Annotated in this window: 16 protein-coding genes and 1 pseudogene; 15 read left to right on the plus strand and 2 right to left on the minus strand. The window is 43.5% G+C overall.

Annotated features, from left to right (window positions below; all coding sequences use genetic code 11):
* Positions 1 to 43 precede the first annotated feature (43 nt).
* The 12 genes and pseudogenes from ACTNC6_RS11600 to ACTNC6_RS11655 form a co-directional block, all read left to right on the plus strand.
* The gene (locus ACTNC6_RS11600; protein ID WP_441044162.1) at positions 44 to 1,069 is read left to right on the plus strand and encodes a transglutaminase domain-containing protein; all 1,026 of its coding nucleotides are present in this window, start codon (positions 44 to 46) and stop codon (positions 1,067 to 1,069) included.
* A gap of 107 nt (positions 1,070 to 1,176) precedes the next feature.
* Positions 1,177 to 1,809 carry a transglutaminase-like domain-containing protein gene (locus ACTNC6_RS11605; protein WP_303243057.1) on the plus strand — a complete coding sequence of 211 codons (633 nt, stop codon included), beginning with the start codon at positions 1,177 to 1,179 and terminating at the stop codon, positions 1,807 to 1,809.
* 26 nt (positions 1,810 to 1,835) lie between these two features.
* On the plus strand, positions 1,836 to 2,480 hold the full coding sequence (locus ACTNC6_RS11610; protein WP_441044163.1) for a hypothetical protein: 645 nt from the start codon (positions 1,836 to 1,838) through the stop codon (positions 2,478 to 2,480).
* A 32-nt stretch (positions 2,481 to 2,512) separates the two neighbouring features.
* Entirely contained in the window at positions 2,513 to 3,907 is a 1,395-nt protein-coding gene (locus ACTNC6_RS11615; RefSeq protein WP_441044164.1) for an MBOAT family O-acyltransferase, read from the plus strand.
* Between the two features lie 11 nt (positions 3,908 to 3,918).
* Positions 3,919 to 5,331, plus strand: a complete 1,413-nt coding sequence (locus ACTNC6_RS11620; protein ID WP_441044165.1) for an alginate O-acetyltransferase AlgX-related protein — start codon at positions 3,919 to 3,921, stop codon at positions 5,329 to 5,331.
* Entirely contained in the window at positions 5,328 to 6,287 is a 960-nt protein-coding gene (locus tag ACTNC6_RS11625) for an SH3 domain-containing protein (RefSeq protein ID WP_441044166.1), read from the plus strand. The genes ACTNC6_RS11620 and ACTNC6_RS11625 overlap by 4 nt, the downstream gene beginning before the upstream one ends.
* A gap of 206 nt (positions 6,288 to 6,493) precedes the next feature.
* Positions 6,494 to 6,772, plus strand: coding sequence for a DUF2325 domain-containing protein (locus tag ACTNC6_RS11630; RefSeq protein WP_173742519.1), 279 nt, complete (start codon positions 6,494 to 6,496; stop codon positions 6,770 to 6,772).
* A gap of 193 nt (positions 6,773 to 6,965) precedes the next feature.
* Positions 6,966 to 7,175 carry a FeoA family protein gene (locus tag ACTNC6_RS11635; RefSeq protein ID WP_019161528.1) on the plus strand — a complete coding sequence of 70 codons (210 nt, stop codon included), beginning with the start codon at positions 6,966 to 6,968 and terminating at the stop codon, positions 7,173 to 7,175.
* A gap of 59 nt (positions 7,176 to 7,234) precedes the next feature.
* A complete protein-coding gene (locus ACTNC6_RS11640; RefSeq protein ID WP_173742518.1) occupies positions 7,235 to 7,456 on the plus strand; it encodes a FeoA family protein in 222 nt (73 codons plus the stop codon).
* Positions 7,457 to 7,578: 122 nt separating this feature from the next.
* Positions 7,579 to 9,738 carry a ferrous iron transport protein B gene (feoB, locus tag ACTNC6_RS11645; protein ID WP_441044167.1) on the plus strand — a complete coding sequence of 720 codons (2,160 nt, stop codon included), beginning with the start codon at positions 7,579 to 7,581 and terminating at the stop codon, positions 9,736 to 9,738.
* Between the two features lie 76 nt (positions 9,739 to 9,814).
* Positions 9,815 to 9,946 carry a FeoB-associated Cys-rich membrane protein gene (locus tag ACTNC6_RS11650; protein WP_173742516.1) on the plus strand — a complete coding sequence of 44 codons (132 nt, stop codon included), beginning with the start codon at positions 9,815 to 9,817 and terminating at the stop codon, positions 9,944 to 9,946.
* 429 nt (positions 9,947 to 10,375) lie between these two features.
* Positions 10,376 to 10,852: pseudogene (locus ACTNC6_RS11655) on the plus strand (HAD-IC family P-type ATPase); the annotation flags it as partial.
* 144 nt (positions 10,853 to 10,996) lie between these two features.
* Here the strand turns inward: ACTNC6_RS11655 and ACTNC6_RS11660 are convergent.
* Positions 10,997 to 11,365, minus strand: coding sequence for a metal-dependent transcriptional regulator (locus tag ACTNC6_RS11660; protein WP_441036020.1), 369 nt, complete (start codon positions 11,363 to 11,365; stop codon positions 10,997 to 10,999).
* Between the two features lie 161 nt (positions 11,366 to 11,526).
* On the opposite strand from ACTNC6_RS11660, the gene ACTNC6_RS11665 reads away from it, so the two are divergent.
* The 3 genes from ACTNC6_RS11665 to ACTNC6_RS11675 all read left to right on the plus strand — a co-directional run bounded on the left by ACTNC6_RS11665 (position 11,527) and on the right by ACTNC6_RS11675 (position 14,193).
* Positions 11,527 to 11,745, plus strand: a complete 219-nt coding sequence (locus tag ACTNC6_RS11665) for a cation transporter (protein WP_019161536.1) — start codon at positions 11,527 to 11,529, stop codon at positions 11,743 to 11,745.
* A 162-nt stretch (positions 11,746 to 11,907) separates the two neighbouring features.
* Entirely contained in the window at positions 11,908 to 13,773 is a 1,866-nt protein-coding gene (locus tag ACTNC6_RS11670) for a heavy metal translocating P-type ATPase (RefSeq protein ID WP_441044168.1), read from the plus strand.
* Between the two features lie 57 nt (positions 13,774 to 13,830).
* On the plus strand, positions 13,831 to 14,193 hold the full coding sequence (locus tag ACTNC6_RS11675; protein WP_019161538.1) for an ArsR/SmtB family transcription factor: 363 nt from the start codon (positions 13,831 to 13,833) through the stop codon (positions 14,191 to 14,193).
* Here the strand turns inward: ACTNC6_RS11675 and ACTNC6_RS11680 are convergent.
* A complete protein-coding gene (locus tag ACTNC6_RS11680; RefSeq protein WP_441044169.1) occupies positions 14,190 to 14,675 on the minus strand; it encodes a Gx transporter family protein in 486 nt (161 codons plus the stop codon). The genes ACTNC6_RS11675 and ACTNC6_RS11680 overlap by 4 nt on opposite strands.
* Positions 14,676 to 14,838 lie beyond the last annotated feature (163 nt).

Genomic DNA, 14,838 nt, shown 5'->3' on the forward strand with positions numbered 1-14,838 from the left:
GTTAAAGCAGGAGTATACATAGAAAGAGAAAATGAAACAGAGTATGAAGACATTAAAGGGATTTTTTCTGACAACAGCCTGCGTATTTTGCCTGACAGTGGCAGGTACGTCAGCAGTTACTTATGGACAGGAGACGGTTCCGACAGTTACACCGGAAGCTTTTCCGACTATCACGCCGGAGGTAGTGCCTACAGTTACACCGGTTCCCAAACCTACAGCAGTGCCAAAGAAAAAAGGACTGGTAAAGGAAGGTAAGAAGCTTTGCTTTTACTATTCCAATGGCAGCAAGGCGAAGAATAAGCTGAAAACAGTCAACGGTGCCACCTATTATTTCGGACCGGACGGCTATGCAGTGTGCGGCGGCGTAAGGTTTAAGAATAAGAACAAGGTATATGTTTTCGGTGAGAATTTTAAACGGATCAAAAATAAAAAGGGAAAAATCATCCGGGTGAGATACAGTATTTACTATATGACCGGCAACAACGGAGAAGCAGCTACCGGATTCTTTATTTATAAAAATAACCTTTATTACGGAGGTCCGGGAGGAAAGCTGTACAAGAATCGATCCCTGGCCAACCGGTACCATTTTACAGCCTCCGGTGCAGCCAAGAAAAATACGGATGCGCTGCTGAAAATAAAAACCATGCAGATTGCATCTTCCATTACCAATCAAGGTATGACAAAAAGTCAGAAGCTGTATGCCTGCTGGCGATATGTGGTAGGCGGACATATCGGTTACTGGTCTGTGTATCCCAATCTGGGACAGGCAGGATGGCAGAGATCCCTGGCGCTGAACACACTGGTAAACGGCGGCGGTAACTGTTATGGATTTGCATGTGCATTTGCAGCGTTGGCACAGGAAGTTGGTTATGAGCCTTATATGGTTTACGGATATGTACCGGGTTCCCGTGACGGCAGGGCTGATGGAATGACCAGACATTGCTGGGTACAGATCAATGGTCTCAGCTATGATCCTGAAGGAACTTATGCAGGATGGGCACCGGGTATTTATGGTACTGCCGGATATGGGGTTTATCACTGGACTTCCGGCTCTGTGAAATTCGCCTGATATGAGCCTGACTTCAGAGCTGTCTGACAGCCTGGAGTTATAATATAACACCTGACTGCTATTTTTTGCAGTTACAGGTTAAGTTTTATGAAAAGGAGAGAAAAGTTATGATGAAAAAGACAATTTTTAAGAAACTGATGGTGCTCTGTACTTCAGCAGCTCTTGCCTTCGGCACAGTACCTGCAGGTGCAGCTGATGTGGTTCCACAGGCTGTTACAGTAGAGACAGTAAGTGCGCAGGCTGCGAAACCAGGGAAAAACCTGAAGGACAAAAATCTGGCAAAATCACTGGACAAAGTGATCAAGGCTCAGAAATTTACAAAGAAAACAACGGACAAGCAGAAATTACAGAAGCTGTTTAATTACACCAAAAAAGCTTACAAGTATACACGTTATATGGGGATTCCTTCTGCAAAAGGCTGGGATGCCAAGCTTGCAAAGGAAACTCTGGCCACAAAGAAGGCAAGCTGCTACCATGATGCAGCTACCTTTGCTTATCTTGCCAGACGTGCCACAGGACTTCCTGTGAGAATCTGCATTGGAACAAGTAATCTGTATAATACCTCCAGATGGCAGAACCACGGATGGGTAGAAATCAAGGTAAAAGGCAAATGGTATACCTTCGACACCAATGCCAACAGATTCTCCAAGAGAAAAGATGTGAAATGGTTTATGCAGAAGCATGCTTCCATGGAAGGTAAAGTCTACAAAACCCAGAAAATCTATAATGTTAACTTTTAATAAGATAAACAGGAGAAAGTGAAAAGATGTTAAAAAAATCTGTAAAAATAATCCTGACTGTTTTCTGTCTGCTGTTCGTGTCTGTATCTGTTGTTTCTGTTAATGGAGCAGAAACAACACAGTCCGGGCAGACAACAGTTAAAAAGGGACTGGTAAAGGAAAAAGGCAAATACTATTTCTACGAAGTAAAAGAGGACGGCACCTCTGCCAGAATCAAAAATAAATGGAAAAATGTAAAGGATGCCAAAACCAAAAAGACCTACAGATACTATTTTGGCAAAGACGGAGCTGCCTATGCAGGAAGCAAAGACATGTTCGGAAGAAAAAAATTGGCTGTAAAGAAGATTGGCGGCAAGCAGTATGGCTTTGATACAAATGCCAGAATGATAAAGGGCGTGGCTGCTTCTTATCTGAATTCCGGGGAAAAGCTCTATGCTTTTAATTCTAAGACAGGTGTGTACGATGTGCCGAAGACAAAGAAGATCCGTAAGGTCTATGGGTATGAAAAGAAGGCTGCACCTCTGAGACAGCTTCTGGGAAAGCCAATAAAGATCAAAAAAGGAACAGGCTGTTATGGAAACGGCAAAGAATATCTGCTGTATTATAATAACTTTATATTAAGCACAGGTGAGACTGCAAAAGGAGTAGAGGTTATTTTTGGTGTAATGTAAAAGTACTCCATAAATGACCGGTGACATAAATTATGGTTTTCAGTTCAATGGTTTTTATGTGTGTATTTTTGCCGGCTGTTTTTGTCCTGCACTGTATTCTGCCGGGAATACGGGCTAAAAATGCACTTCTTCTCCTGGCAAGCGTGATTTTCTATGCCTACGGAGAACCGGTATATATTATTTTATTGTTTATTTCCACTTTATTGAATTATTTCTGTGCCTGTGGGATTGACAGGTTCCAAAATCACAGGAAGGGAATCCTGGTTCTGGCAGTGATCTGCAATCTGGGAATCCTTATTGTATTTAAGTATACAGATTTTATCCTGGGGATGGTCAACAGTGTGACAGGGCTTCATCTGCCGCTGCCTCAGATCCGCATGCCTATCGGTATTTCTTTCTTTACTTTCCAGGCAATGTCCTATGTGATCGATGTTTACCGGGAAACTACCAGGGCCCAGAAAAACTATGCAAAAGTACTTCTCTACATATCCTTTTTCCCACAGCTGATCGCAGGACCTATTGTGAAGTATCATGATGTGGCAGCAGAAATTGACCAGAGAACGGTGACACTGGACGGTGTTGCCCTGGGAATCCGCAGATTTTCTGCAGGTCTCTGTAAAAAGGTTCTCCTGGCCAATACCCTGGGACTGGTGGCTGACAATCTTTTTGGCGCATCTGCAGGTTCCATCAATGGGGCAGGAGCATGGCTGGGAGCCATTTCCTATATGCTCCAGATTTATTTTGATTTCAGCGGTTACAGTGATATGGCCATTGGTCTGGGATGGATGTTCGGATTCCACTTTAAGGAAAACTTTAATTATCCATATATCAGTGGCACGATCCGGGAATTCTGGAGAAGATGGCATATGTCCCTTTCCGGATGGTTTCTGGAGTATCTGTACATCCCTCTTGGTGGAAACCGCAAAGGAAAATTCCGCACGGTTGTCAACAAGATGATTGTTTTCCTGTGTACCGGAATCTGGCATGGAGCAGCCGTTAATTTCCTGTTCTGGGGTGTTTATCATGGATTTTTCCTAATGCTTGAGGAATATATTCCCTGGATCGGAAAAAAAGGCTCTGCTGTAAAATCCTTCTTCCAGCATGTGTATGCTCTGCTGGTGGTATGCATCGGATTTGTATTTTTCAGAGCAGAGACCATGGCACAGGGATGCTTCTGGGTCAGGAAAATGTTTACAGGCTTTGGATGGAATGCCGGTGCCATGAGCTTTGCACTGCAGCAGATGACCCCTGTTTTTCTGGTTACTCTGGCCGGTGCGCTGATTGCCTGCTGCCCTGTTAAAAAACTGATAAGTGAAAAGAAATGGTATGGTCCTGTGGCATATGTCTGCAGCCTGACAGGTCTGGTGATCTGCATTCTCAGCCTTGCAAGCGGAACCTATAATCCATTTATTTATTTCAGGTTTTAAGGGAGGCAGCTATGAAAAAAGGAAAATTGATTTATTGTATTTTGTTTTTTGCCATCTGCCTTTGTCCTTCCCTGGGAATGCTTGTGACAAAGCAGGAGACATCTTCAGAAAACAGACAGCTTTCAGAATTTCCTTCTCCAAAAACAGAGGAGGGGAAGATCAATGTGGAATGGCTCTCCCAGGCAGGAGATTATTTCCAGGAGCATTTTGCGTTCAGAAATGAACTGGTTACCGGAAATGCACTGCTTCACGGCAGACTTCTGGAAACCTCTACTGCAGATGGTGTGATCCAGGGTAAAAATGGCTGGCTCTATTACAAGGATTCTCTGGATGACTATCTGGGACAGGATTTATTGTCTGACAGAAGCCTGTTCAATATTGCCCATATGCTGTCCATGACCCAGCAGGCTCTGGAGGAAAAGGGAGTGAATTTCCTGTTTACCATTGCTCCCAATAAGAACTCTCTCTACGGAGACAACATGCCTTATTATGACAAGCTGAAGGTATCTGACCAGACAAACAGGGAAAATCTGGAAGACTGGCTGAAAACGGAAAAGGTTGCTTATGCAGATCTGTACCAGGCGCTGATGGAGGAGGATGAGGTTCTTTATCATGCCCGAGATTCCCACTGGAATAACAAAGGTGCAGCACTGGCAGCAGATGTACTGATGGATGCCCTTGGTAAGGACCATGATTCCTATGAGGGAGAAAGCTATACAGTGCGCAGGGATTATACAGGAGATCTGGATACTATGCTGTATCCCCTGGCTTCGACAGCAGACGATGAGATCTATTATGACAAAGAGACCACCTATGCTACTGTGGAAGAGATCCAGAGCAATTTTGATCCCCGGATCACCACCGTAAATCCGGTAAAAGAGGGAAACTTGGTCATGTACAGAGATTCCTTTGGAAATGCCCTGCTTCCTTATATGGCAGATGCCTATGCCAATGCCTATTTTTCCAGAGGAATTCCTTATCAGCTGACGGATGTGGAGACTCATAGCGCGGATACGGTGATCATTGAGAGGGCAGAACGTTTTCTGCCGGAAATGTCCCAGTTTCCACCTGTGCTTACAGCAAAGGAAATCAGTCTGACTGAGAATGAGGAGCTTCAGGGATCTGATGGGGCTGTTGATGTAAAGATCAAGCCTCAGGGAATGACTGCTCAGCTCAGCGGCCGGATCAAAGAAGGGCTTCTGGATACAGATTCCCGGATTTATCTGAAGGTCAATGGCTCTGTCTATGAGGCTTTTCCTATGGATGTGAAAGTGGGAGAGAATCTGGATGATAACGGATTTTGTCTCTATCTGCCCAGTGAGCTGGTGGCAGCAGACGGAAATGATGTTGAAATACTCATTGAGAAAGATAATAAAATTTATAATATTTATCAAAATAATATTAAGGAGGATTCCATACAATGAAAAAGAAGTTAATTACTAAAATTTTGAGCATCTCAGTGGCAGGGGCAGTTGCCCTGACACCTGCTGCAGCATTTGGGGCACAGACAGAGGAGAATGCACAGACTGAAAGTACAGAAGCAGCAGAGGAGACAAAAGAGGTGGAAGATCTGAAGATCAAAACCGAAACCCAGGAGCTGACTGTGAAAAATCAGACAGGATATGCACTGACAGCAGGAGAGCTGGAAGATGCAGCAGATGAGACAGAGGACGCAAAGGCAGAGGATACAAAAACAGAAGACACAGCAGAGACTACAGAAAAAGCCCAGGGTAAGATGCTTACAGTTACCGGTGAAGACGGAACAGAGCATGTTTTCAAAAACATTGATCCGGATTCCTGGACAGAGCCTGTTATTTATGATGAATATGGATTCCTCTATATCAAATATGAGAATAAGGACAAAAAGGAAGAGGAAGTGGCTGAGACAGCAGCAGAGAAGGAGTGGGGAGAATCCCTTACCATGTATCTTCTCTCCAATGTAAATGTCCGTGAAAAGGCAGACAAAGAGTCCAAATCCTTAAAGGTTCTTTCCACAGGTACTGAAGTAAAGGGCATTGCTGTTGCACCGGGCTGGATTAAGGTGCAGGCAGATGATATTACAGGTTATGTATATCATACCTATATTACAGAGAACAAAGAGGCAGCAGATGCCAAGGTAAAGGCTGAACAGGAGGCCAAAGCCCAGGCTGAGGCAGCAGCGGCACAGGCAGCAGCTGCTCAGGCACAGCAGAGCCAGAATAATTATGATTATTCCCAGGATCAGGGCAGCTATCAGGAGCCTGCACAGTCAGCTCCACAGGCAGCTCCTCAGGAGAAATATGAAGTCGGCCGTCAGCAGTATGATGACTGCGACGGAAGCGGACACGGATATTATGAGATTACCTATTCTGATGGCAGTGTAGGATACGAAGAATATTGATCAAACAGATAAGGGCGTAAATATCTGAAGCTTTTTCAGATATACGCGAAAAGGACTGTTGTACATTTTGGTGTATGACAGTCTTTTTTTGCCTGTGAAACACAATCGGTTATTGACAGAAGAAACGCGTTAGTTTATACTAACACATAGTTAAACACGAATAACTTTTCGCAAGATAAAAAAACAGGATCAAAGGAGGATCATATATGAGTATTGTAATTGTAGGCGGACATGACAGAATGGTAGCACAGTATAAAAAAATCTGTAAATCTTATAAATGTAAATGTAAGGTGTTTACACAGATGGAAGCGGATTTTGGCAAGAAAATAGGATGTCCGGATGTTCTGGTGCTTTTTACAAACACAGTATCCCACAAAATGGTGAAATGTGCCCTGGACGAGGTGGGAGCTTCCACTGATATCGTGCGCTGCCACACAAGCAGCGGAAATGCATTAACTGGTATTCTTGAAACACGTTGTTGTTGAGACCTTTTTATTATGCACATTGCAATAATACAGTGGTAAATAAATGAGATTTTTTATTAATGTTTTAAAATGAAAAACTTTATCAATATAAAATGTAAAATAGTTATTGACATCTAACCAAAATTAGAATACACTAACCACGTAATAAAGATAATGTTTATCATTTATTAAATACCAGAAAGGGATGAAAAAAATGCCGCTGTCAATGGTGAATGCCGGTGAACCTTTCACGATCAAAAGGATCGGAGGCAAAGAAGAAGTTAAGAGACACCTTGAGGAACTGGGCTTTGTGGTAGGAGGAATTGTGACAGTTATTTCCGAGATCAACGGAAGCCTGATCGTCAATGTTAAAGAATCCAGGGTTGCCATTGGAAAAGACATGGCAAGCAAGATTATGGTCTAGGGTGTGTTTGAAACAGAAGTGTGTTTGAAGCAGAGCTCTGGGGAAAGAAGGGAAAAGATTTGAAGACATTAAAGAATGCGCGGGTAGGAGAGACCGTAAAGGTTCAGAAGCTTACAGGTGAGGGCCCGGTCAAGAGAAGGATTATGGATATGGGAATCACAAAAGGCGTGGAGGTTTATGTAAGAAAGGTTGCTCCTCTGGGAGATCCGATAGAAGTAACGGTAAGAGGATATGAATTATCCCTGCGTAAAGCAGATGCCGAAATGATTGTTATAGAATAATTTTTTTTGATAATAGGTTAGTGTGTTCTAACAATTAGATATTACTAATAGTTTACAAAAACTAATTTTGTATAAACAGAAAGCCCTGATTAAAAAGATATCAAAGGTAGAGGAGAGAGATTATGTCAGTAAAAATTGCACTCGCAGGTAATCCGAACTGTGGTAAAACCACATTGTTCAATGCACTGACCGGATCCAACCAGTTTGTAGGTAACTGGCCAGGTGTAACAGTTGAAAAGAAGGAAGGTAAGTTAAAGGGACACAAGGATGTGATTCTTACTGACCTGCCGGGTATTTATTCTTTGTCACCATATACTCTGGAGGAAGTAGTTGCCAGAAATTATATCCTTCAGGAAAAACCGGATGCCATCATCAATATTATTGATGGTACCAATATTGAGAGAAACCTGTATCTGTCCACACAGATTCTGGAGCTTGGAATTCCGGTGATCATGGCCATCAACATGATGGACATTGTAAAAAAGAATGGTGATACCATACATATTGATAAGCTGAAAAAAGCGCTGGGCTGTGAAGTAGTTGAGATTTCTGCCCTGAAGGGAACCGGAATCACAGAGGCTGCCAACAAGGCCGCAGCCATTGCGCAGAGCCACAAAAAAGTAACACCTGTTCATGAGTTCTGTCAGAAAGCGGAAGATGTGATCAGTGATGTGGAAGCAAAGCTTACAGGTGTTGTAGAGGAATCCCAGAAGAGATTTTTCGCCATTAAGCTGCTGGAGAGAGATGACAAGATCGCAGAGCAGATGAAAACCAAAGTGGATGTATCTGCTGAGATCAGAGAAATGGAAGAGGCATTTGACGATGACACAGAGAGCATCATCACAAATGAGAGATATGTCTATATTTCTTCCATTATCGGCAAATGCCTGACAAAGGCAAGAAAAGAGAAGCTTACAACCTCTGATAAGATTGACCGTATCGTCACAAACAGATGGCTGGCACTTCCTATATTTGCAGTTGTAATGTTTATCGTGTATTATGTATCTGTAACAACAGTGGGAACGATCGTAACAGACTGGACCAATGATGTGCTCTTTGGTGAGATCATTCCTCCGGCTATCCAGTCCGGACTGGAAGCTGTACACTGTGCTCCATGGCTGGAAGGTCTGATTCTTGACGGTATTGTAGCAGGTGTTGGGGCAGTACTTGGTTTTGTACCTCAGATGCTTGTGTTATTTGCATTCCTGGCATTCCTGGAATCCTGCGGATACATGGCACGTGTAGCGTTTATTATGGACCGTATTTTCCGTAAATTCGGACTTTCTGGTAAATCCTTCATTCCAATGCTGATCGGCAGCGGATGTGGTGTTCCTGGTGTTATGGCTTCCCGTACTATTGAGAACGATCGTGACCGTAAAATGACAATTATGACAACTACCTTTGTTCCCTGTGGTGCAAAGCTTCCGATCATTGCCATGATCGCAGGTGCATTTTTTAATAACAGCGGATGGGTAGCAACAAGCTCTTATTTTGTAGGTATCGCAGCAATCATCTGCTCCGGTATTATCTTAAAGAAAACAAAAATGTTCGCCGGAGACCCTGCTCCTTTCGTTATGGAACTTCCGGCATACCACTGGCCTACACTTAGCAACATTCTGAGAAGCATGTGGGAACGTGGATGGTCCTTTATCAAAAAATCAGGTACTATTATCCTTCTTTCCACTATTGTTCTCTGGTTCCTTATGGGATTTGGATGGGAAAACGGTGTCTTTGGCATGGTAGAGGAACTGAACAACAGTATTCTGGCAAAGATCGGTTCTGCAATTGCATGGATCTTTGCACCACTTGGATGGACAAAAGCAGGCGAAGGCTGGAAGATGGCTGTTGCAGCTGTTACAGGTCTGATCGCAAAAGAAAACGTTGTTGCAACCTTCGGTATGCTCTTTGGCTTTGCTGAGGTGGCAGAGGACGGTGCAGAGATCTGGGGCAACCTGGCACAGGTTATGACACCAATCGCAGCTTATGGCTTCCTGGTATTCAACCTTCTGTGTGCTCCATGCTTCGCAGCTATGGGCGCCATCAAGAGAGAGATGAATAACACAAAATGGTTCTTCTTTGCAATCGGATATCAGTGTGGACTGGCATATCTTGTATCCCTTTGCATCTATCAGATCGGTACCCTGGTAACAGGCGGTGGATTGGGTATCTGGACAGTTGTGGCATTTGTGATCATTGCAGGATTCTTATATCTGCTGTTCAGACCATATAAAGAAAGCAATACTCTTAGAGTGAATGTAAAGGGTCTGGCAGGAGCGAAATAAATGAATTGCAGAAGCCTGTGAGGTCACGGGCTTCTGACAGTTAAAAGATTGAGATGATTAAGATGGAGGTATCGTTATGGGAACTTTAATTGTAGGCGGCATTTTACTTCTGGTTGTTGTGCTGATCGTCAGAGGAATTATCCGTGACAAAAAAAGCGGAAAGCATTCCTGTGGCGGTGACTGCAGCCATTGCCGGGGTTGTCATTGATAACGGACAGCTCAGGTATCTGAAACAGATCTGGAAAACTCAGGGCGTGAATTAAATGAAACCTACAAGGAGAAGCTGATCAATTCCGTAGTGCTGCGAACATTGAATAAAATGTTCCTGCCCTACCCGGTACGTGTGGTACTTACTACGGCAAAGTCTATCAAATACCTTTACCATGGTGTCCGCACTCTGCTGAAGGGAAAACTGGAGGTTCCGGTACTGGATGCCACAGCCATCGGTGTTTCCATGATCCGAGGTGACTTCAATACTGCAGGCTCCACCATGTTCTTGCTTGGCATCGGTGAAATTCTTGAAGAGTGGACACACAAGAAATCAGTCAATGATCTTGCAAGAAGTATGTCCATCAATGCAGAGAAGGTATTGCTTTTAAATGCAGAGGGTCAGGAGGTTCTTGTACCGGTTTCTTCTATTATGACAGGAGACAGTGAGCGTACAGCTGCTGCCATCGCCAAAAGGGTGGGAGTAGACGAATACTATTCCGAGGTTCTGCCTGAGGATAAGGCATCCTTTGTGGAGAAGGAAAAGGCGCTGGGACATAAGGTGATTATGATCGGTGACGGAATCAATGATTCCCTGGCACTTTCTTCGGCAAATGTAGGTATCGCCATCAGTGACGGTGCTGCCATTGCCCGTGAGATCGCTGATGTTACGATCTCTGCTGATAATCTCCATGAGATCGTCACTTTAAAGAGACTGAGCACAGCTTTGATGAAGCGTATCCACAATAATTACAGAACTATCATTGGTGTGAACGGCGGTCTGATCGCTCTTGGAGTTACAGGTGTGATCATGCCAACAACCTCCGCATTGCTTCATAACATGTCAACCCTGACTATCAGTTTACGAAGCATGAGAAATCTTCTTCCGAAGGAAGAAACACTATAGATAAGAATAATATAAAGAAGAAACATTATAAAGAAAAGAAGTCCTGACTGAAAAGCAGAGGATTACAGATGGATGTATCCCTGCTGCCTCGTTCAGGACTTCTTTCCTTTGGGTATAAGTGCCAGATTTGACAATCCAGTAAAATCAATGGGTATCTGCCACAAATTTCTTGATAGCAGAAAAGCTTTCCGAGCTGATGGCATGCTCCATTTTACATGCATCCTCAGCTGCAACCTCAGGGTCTACTCCCAAAGATGTAAGCCAGTTGGTCAGGAAAGTATGTCTTTCATAAATTTTCTCTGCAATTTCCTGTCCGGCTTCTGTAAGATTGATAAAACCATTCTCGTCAACAGTAATATAATTACTGGTTTTTAAATTCTTCATTGCAACGCTGACACTTGGCTTGGAAAAAGAAAGCTCACGTGCAATATCAATAGAGCGGACATTTCCGCTTCTTTTCTTGATCATAAGGATCGCCTCAAGATAATCCTCTCCTGATTCGTGTATTGCCATATTTACTACCTCCGGTTTATTGTTTTAGATTATAACATAAATTTCTATTTCCGTAAAGAAAACTGCAGAAAACTATTGACAGCACAGAAAAGAATGGTATAATAAAACCAAACAAATGAACAAGTGCTCATATGTTAAAATGAGCCGGAAAGGATAACATTATGAAGAAGACCTATAAGATTGATGTAGACTGTGCCAACTGTGCCAATAAAATGGAGGAAGCTGCAAAGAATACAGCAGGTGTGAAGGATGCAACTGTTAACTTCATGATGCTGAAGATGATCGTTGAATTTGAGGACGGACAGGATCCGAAAGCAGTTATGAAAGACGTATTAAAGAACTGCAAGAAAGTAGAAGATGACTGCGAGATCTTCCTTTAATAAAAGTATTTCAGGGACTGCTGTATAAAGAATGAGTTACCGTCATATCTGCCGGTGGATAAACTTTTTGCCGGCAGCCCCTGTTTTTTTGCCCGATTGGGTTCAGGTTCATAATTATAATACGGAGCAGTCATAAATTGTAATAAGAAGAGAGGTATTGAGGTGAATAAGAAGCAGAAGAAAATGCTGGTAAGAATTATCATATCCCTTGTTCTGGTGGTTGTTTTTTCACAGCTTCCGGTTGAGGGCTATCTGCGATTTGGCCTTTTCATGATCCCTTATCTGATCATTGGATATGATATTCTGAAAAAAGCATTCAAAGGGATTAGAAATAAGCAGGTTTTTGACGAAAATTTCCTGATGGCAGTGGCTACTATAGGCGCCATTCTTCTGGGAGATTATACAGAGGGCACAGCAGTTATGCTTTTCTACCAGATCGGAGAGCTTTTCCAGAGCTATGCAGTAGGAAGGAGCAGGAGAAATATCAGTGAACTGATGGATATCCGTCCTGACTATGCAAATGTAGAAAATAACGGCGAGCTGGAACAGGTGGATCCGGATGAGGTAGCGATCGGAACCATCATTATTGTACAGCCGGGAGAGAAAGTACCTATTGACGGTGTGATCACAGAAGGTACTTCCACATTAAACACCAGTGCACTGACAGGGGAAAGTCTTCCAAGAAGTGCAAAGGTAGGAGATGCAGTGATCAGCGGCTGTATCAACATGACTGGTTTACTGAAAATCCGCACAACAAAGGAATTTGGTGAGTCCACAGTATCCAAAATCCTGGAGCTTGTAGAGAATTCCAGTTCCAGAAAATCAAAATCCGAGAACTTTATTTCCAAATTTGCAAAATATTATACTCCTGCTGTATGCTACGGTGCCCTTGCCCTTGCCCTGCTCCCGCCAATCGTATTGCTGCTCATGGGAAAACCTGCCATGTGGGGTGACTGGATCTACAGAGCCCTTACCTTCCTGGTAATCAGCTGTCCATGCGCGCTGGTGATCAGTATTCCTTTAAGCTTTTTTGCAGGAATCGGTGGTGCCAGCAACCAGGGAGTGCTTGTCAAAGGCTCCAACTATCTGGAAACACTGGCACAGACCAAATATGTGGTATTTGATAAAACAGGTACCATGACCCAGGGTGTATTCGAGGTAAGCGGCATTCACCATAATGAAATGTCTGATGAGAAATTGTTAGAGTATGCAGCTCTTGCAGAGTGTTCTTCTTCCCATCCTATCAGCAAGAGTCTGCAGAAAGCATATGGCAAACCTGTTGACAGAAACCGTGTTACAGATATTGAAGAGATCAGTGGAAACGGTGTGATCGCAAAGGTTGACGGTGTTTCTGTAGCTGTGGGAAATGCAAAGCTGATGAAAAAGCTCGGTATTGCCTATCAGGAATGCCATCACGTAGGAACAGTGGTACACATGGCTGTAGATGGCAGATATGCAGGACATATCCTGATCTCTGATATTATCAAGCCTCATGCAAAAGAGGCCATTGCAGAACTGAAGAAGGCCGGCATTTCCAGAACTGTTATGCTGACAGGAGATTCCAAACGGGTTGCAGATCAGGTTGCAGCAGAGCTTGGCATTGATGAAGTCTACAGTGAACTTCTTCCTGCTGATAAGGTAACAAAGGTGGAAAAGCTTCTGGATAAGAAAACAGCCAAAGAAAAACTGGCATTTGTAGGTGACGGTATCAATGATGCCCCTGTATTATCCAGGGCAGATATCGGTATTGCCATGGGTGCCCTTGGTTCCGATGCAGCCATCGAGGCAGCAGATATTGTGCTGATGGATGATGACCCGCTGAAGATTTCCAAAGCAATTAAGATCGCCCGTAAATGTATCCGCATTGTATATGAGAATATCTACTTTGCTATCGGCATCAAGGTTCTCTGCCTGATCCTGGGGGCCATTGGTATTGCAAATATGTGGATGGCCATCTTCGCAGATGTAGGAGTAATGATCATTGCAGTACTGAATGCAATCCGTGCATTATTTGTGAAAAAGCTGTAAGTATTGCGAATGAATAATGTTAGAATTATAACAACTAGAAAGGAAACAGGTGACAGAATGGAAGAACGTAAAGATGAAGTATGTGATGGTTTCGAGGTCCATGAAGACCTGTTGAAGATTGTAAATGAGACCCTGCCTGAGGAAACAGAGCTTTATGATCTGGCAGAACTTTTTAAGGTTTTTGGAGACTCTACCAGAATCCGGATCCTCTTTGTTTTATTCGAGGCAGAGGTCTGCGTATGTGATCTTGCAAAGGTACTGAACATGACCCAGTCAGCCATTTCCCATCAGCTCCGTATCCTGAAGCAGAACAAACTGGTAAAAAGCCGCAGAGAAGGGAAATCCATTTTCTATTCCCTTGCAGACGACCATGTCCGCACCATTATCAACCAGGGACGGGATCATATCGAAGAAGACTAAGAAACCAGCACCCGCTTGCAGAGTTCTGCAGTAAGTCCGCCGATCACAACTCCCGCTGCAACCCCTGCTACAAGCAGAGCAGGCGCATATACAAACACACTTGCATTATTTACGATCAGCATGGCAATGATCAGCTGACCAATATTATGAGAAACACCTCCTGCAACGCTGACTCCGATCAGACTGAAGGAGGTTTTTTTCAGCATAAGTGTCATAACTGTCATACTAAGTGCCGCCCCTGCCAGGCTGTACAGAATACTGAACAGATTTCCAAACATAAATCCGATCACCAGGATACGGACAACGGAAACCAGGGCAGCCTCTTTAAAGGAATACTTTTTCATGATAAACAGGACTCCCAGATTGGCAAGCCCCAGCTTGATTCCCGGGATCCCTGCAAAAACCGGGATCAGTGATTCCACATATCCCAAAATAATCGCAACAGCGGAAAAAAGCCCCAGATAGGCTGTTTTTTGTTTCATAGAAAATTCTCCTCTCGGTATTTAAGAATGCCACCGGCATTCTTGCTGCGTATCTCACATCTGATATGCTATTAACTTTAGATATTTTAACATATTGAGAACTTCAACGCAACTAAAGAGTTAGCCAATGCTAACATAAGCTCCGCAGAAGTGCATTATTTAG

Source organism: Blautia sp. HCP3S3_C4, from assembly GCF_052064095.1.
Taxonomy (GTDB): Bacteria; Bacillota; Clostridia; order Lachnospirales; family Lachnospiraceae; genus Blautia_A.

Bases quoted from the DNA above. Each gene is read 5' to 3' on its own strand.
- ACTNC6_RS11660 (WP_441036020.1), bottom strand. From the start codon at position 11,365: ATGGCAATACACGAATCAGGAGAGGATTATCTTGAGGCGATCCTTATG.
- ACTNC6_RS11620 (WP_441044165.1), top strand. From the start codon at position 3,919: ATGAAAAAAGGAAAATTGATTTATTGTATTTTGTTTTTTGCCATCTGC.
- ACTNC6_RS11630 (WP_173742519.1), top strand. From the start codon at position 6,494: ATGAGTATTGTAATTGTAGGCGGACATGACAGAATGGTAGCACAGTAT.
- ACTNC6_RS11675 (WP_019161538.1), top strand. From the start codon at position 13,831: ATGGAAGAACGTAAAGATGAAGTATGTGATGGTTTCGAGGTCCATGAA.
- ACTNC6_RS11605 (WP_303243057.1), top strand. From the start codon at position 1,177: ATGATGAAAAAGACAATTTTTAAGAAACTGATGGTGCTCTGTACTTCA.
- ACTNC6_RS11680 (WP_441044169.1), bottom strand. From the start codon at position 14,675: ATGAAACAAAAAACAGCCTATCTGGGGCTTTTTTCCGCTGTTGCGATT.
- ACTNC6_RS11665 (WP_019161536.1), top strand. From the start codon at position 11,527: ATGAAGAAGACCTATAAGATTGATGTAGACTGTGCCAACTGTGCCAAT.
- ACTNC6_RS11615 (WP_441044164.1), top strand. From the start codon at position 2,513: ATGGTTTTCAGTTCAATGGTTTTTATGTGTGTATTTTTGCCGGCTGTT.
- ACTNC6_RS11635 (WP_019161528.1), top strand. From the start codon at position 6,966: ATGCCGCTGTCAATGGTGAATGCCGGTGAACCTTTCACGATCAAAAGG.
- ACTNC6_RS11625 (WP_441044166.1), top strand. From the start codon at position 5,328: ATGAAAAAGAAGTTAATTACTAAAATTTTGAGCATCTCAGTGGCAGGG.
- ACTNC6_RS11610 (WP_441044163.1), top strand. From the start codon at position 1,836: ATGTTAAAAAAATCTGTAAAAATAATCCTGACTGTTTTCTGTCTGCTG.
- feoB (WP_441044167.1), top strand. From the start codon at position 7,579: ATGTCAGTAAAAATTGCACTCGCAGGTAATCCGAACTGTGGTAAAACC.
- ACTNC6_RS11600 (WP_441044162.1), top strand. From the start codon at position 44: ATGAAGACATTAAAGGGATTTTTTCTGACAACAGCCTGCGTATTTTGC.
- ACTNC6_RS11650 (WP_173742516.1), top strand. From the start codon at position 9,815: ATGGGAACTTTAATTGTAGGCGGCATTTTACTTCTGGTTGTTGTGCTG.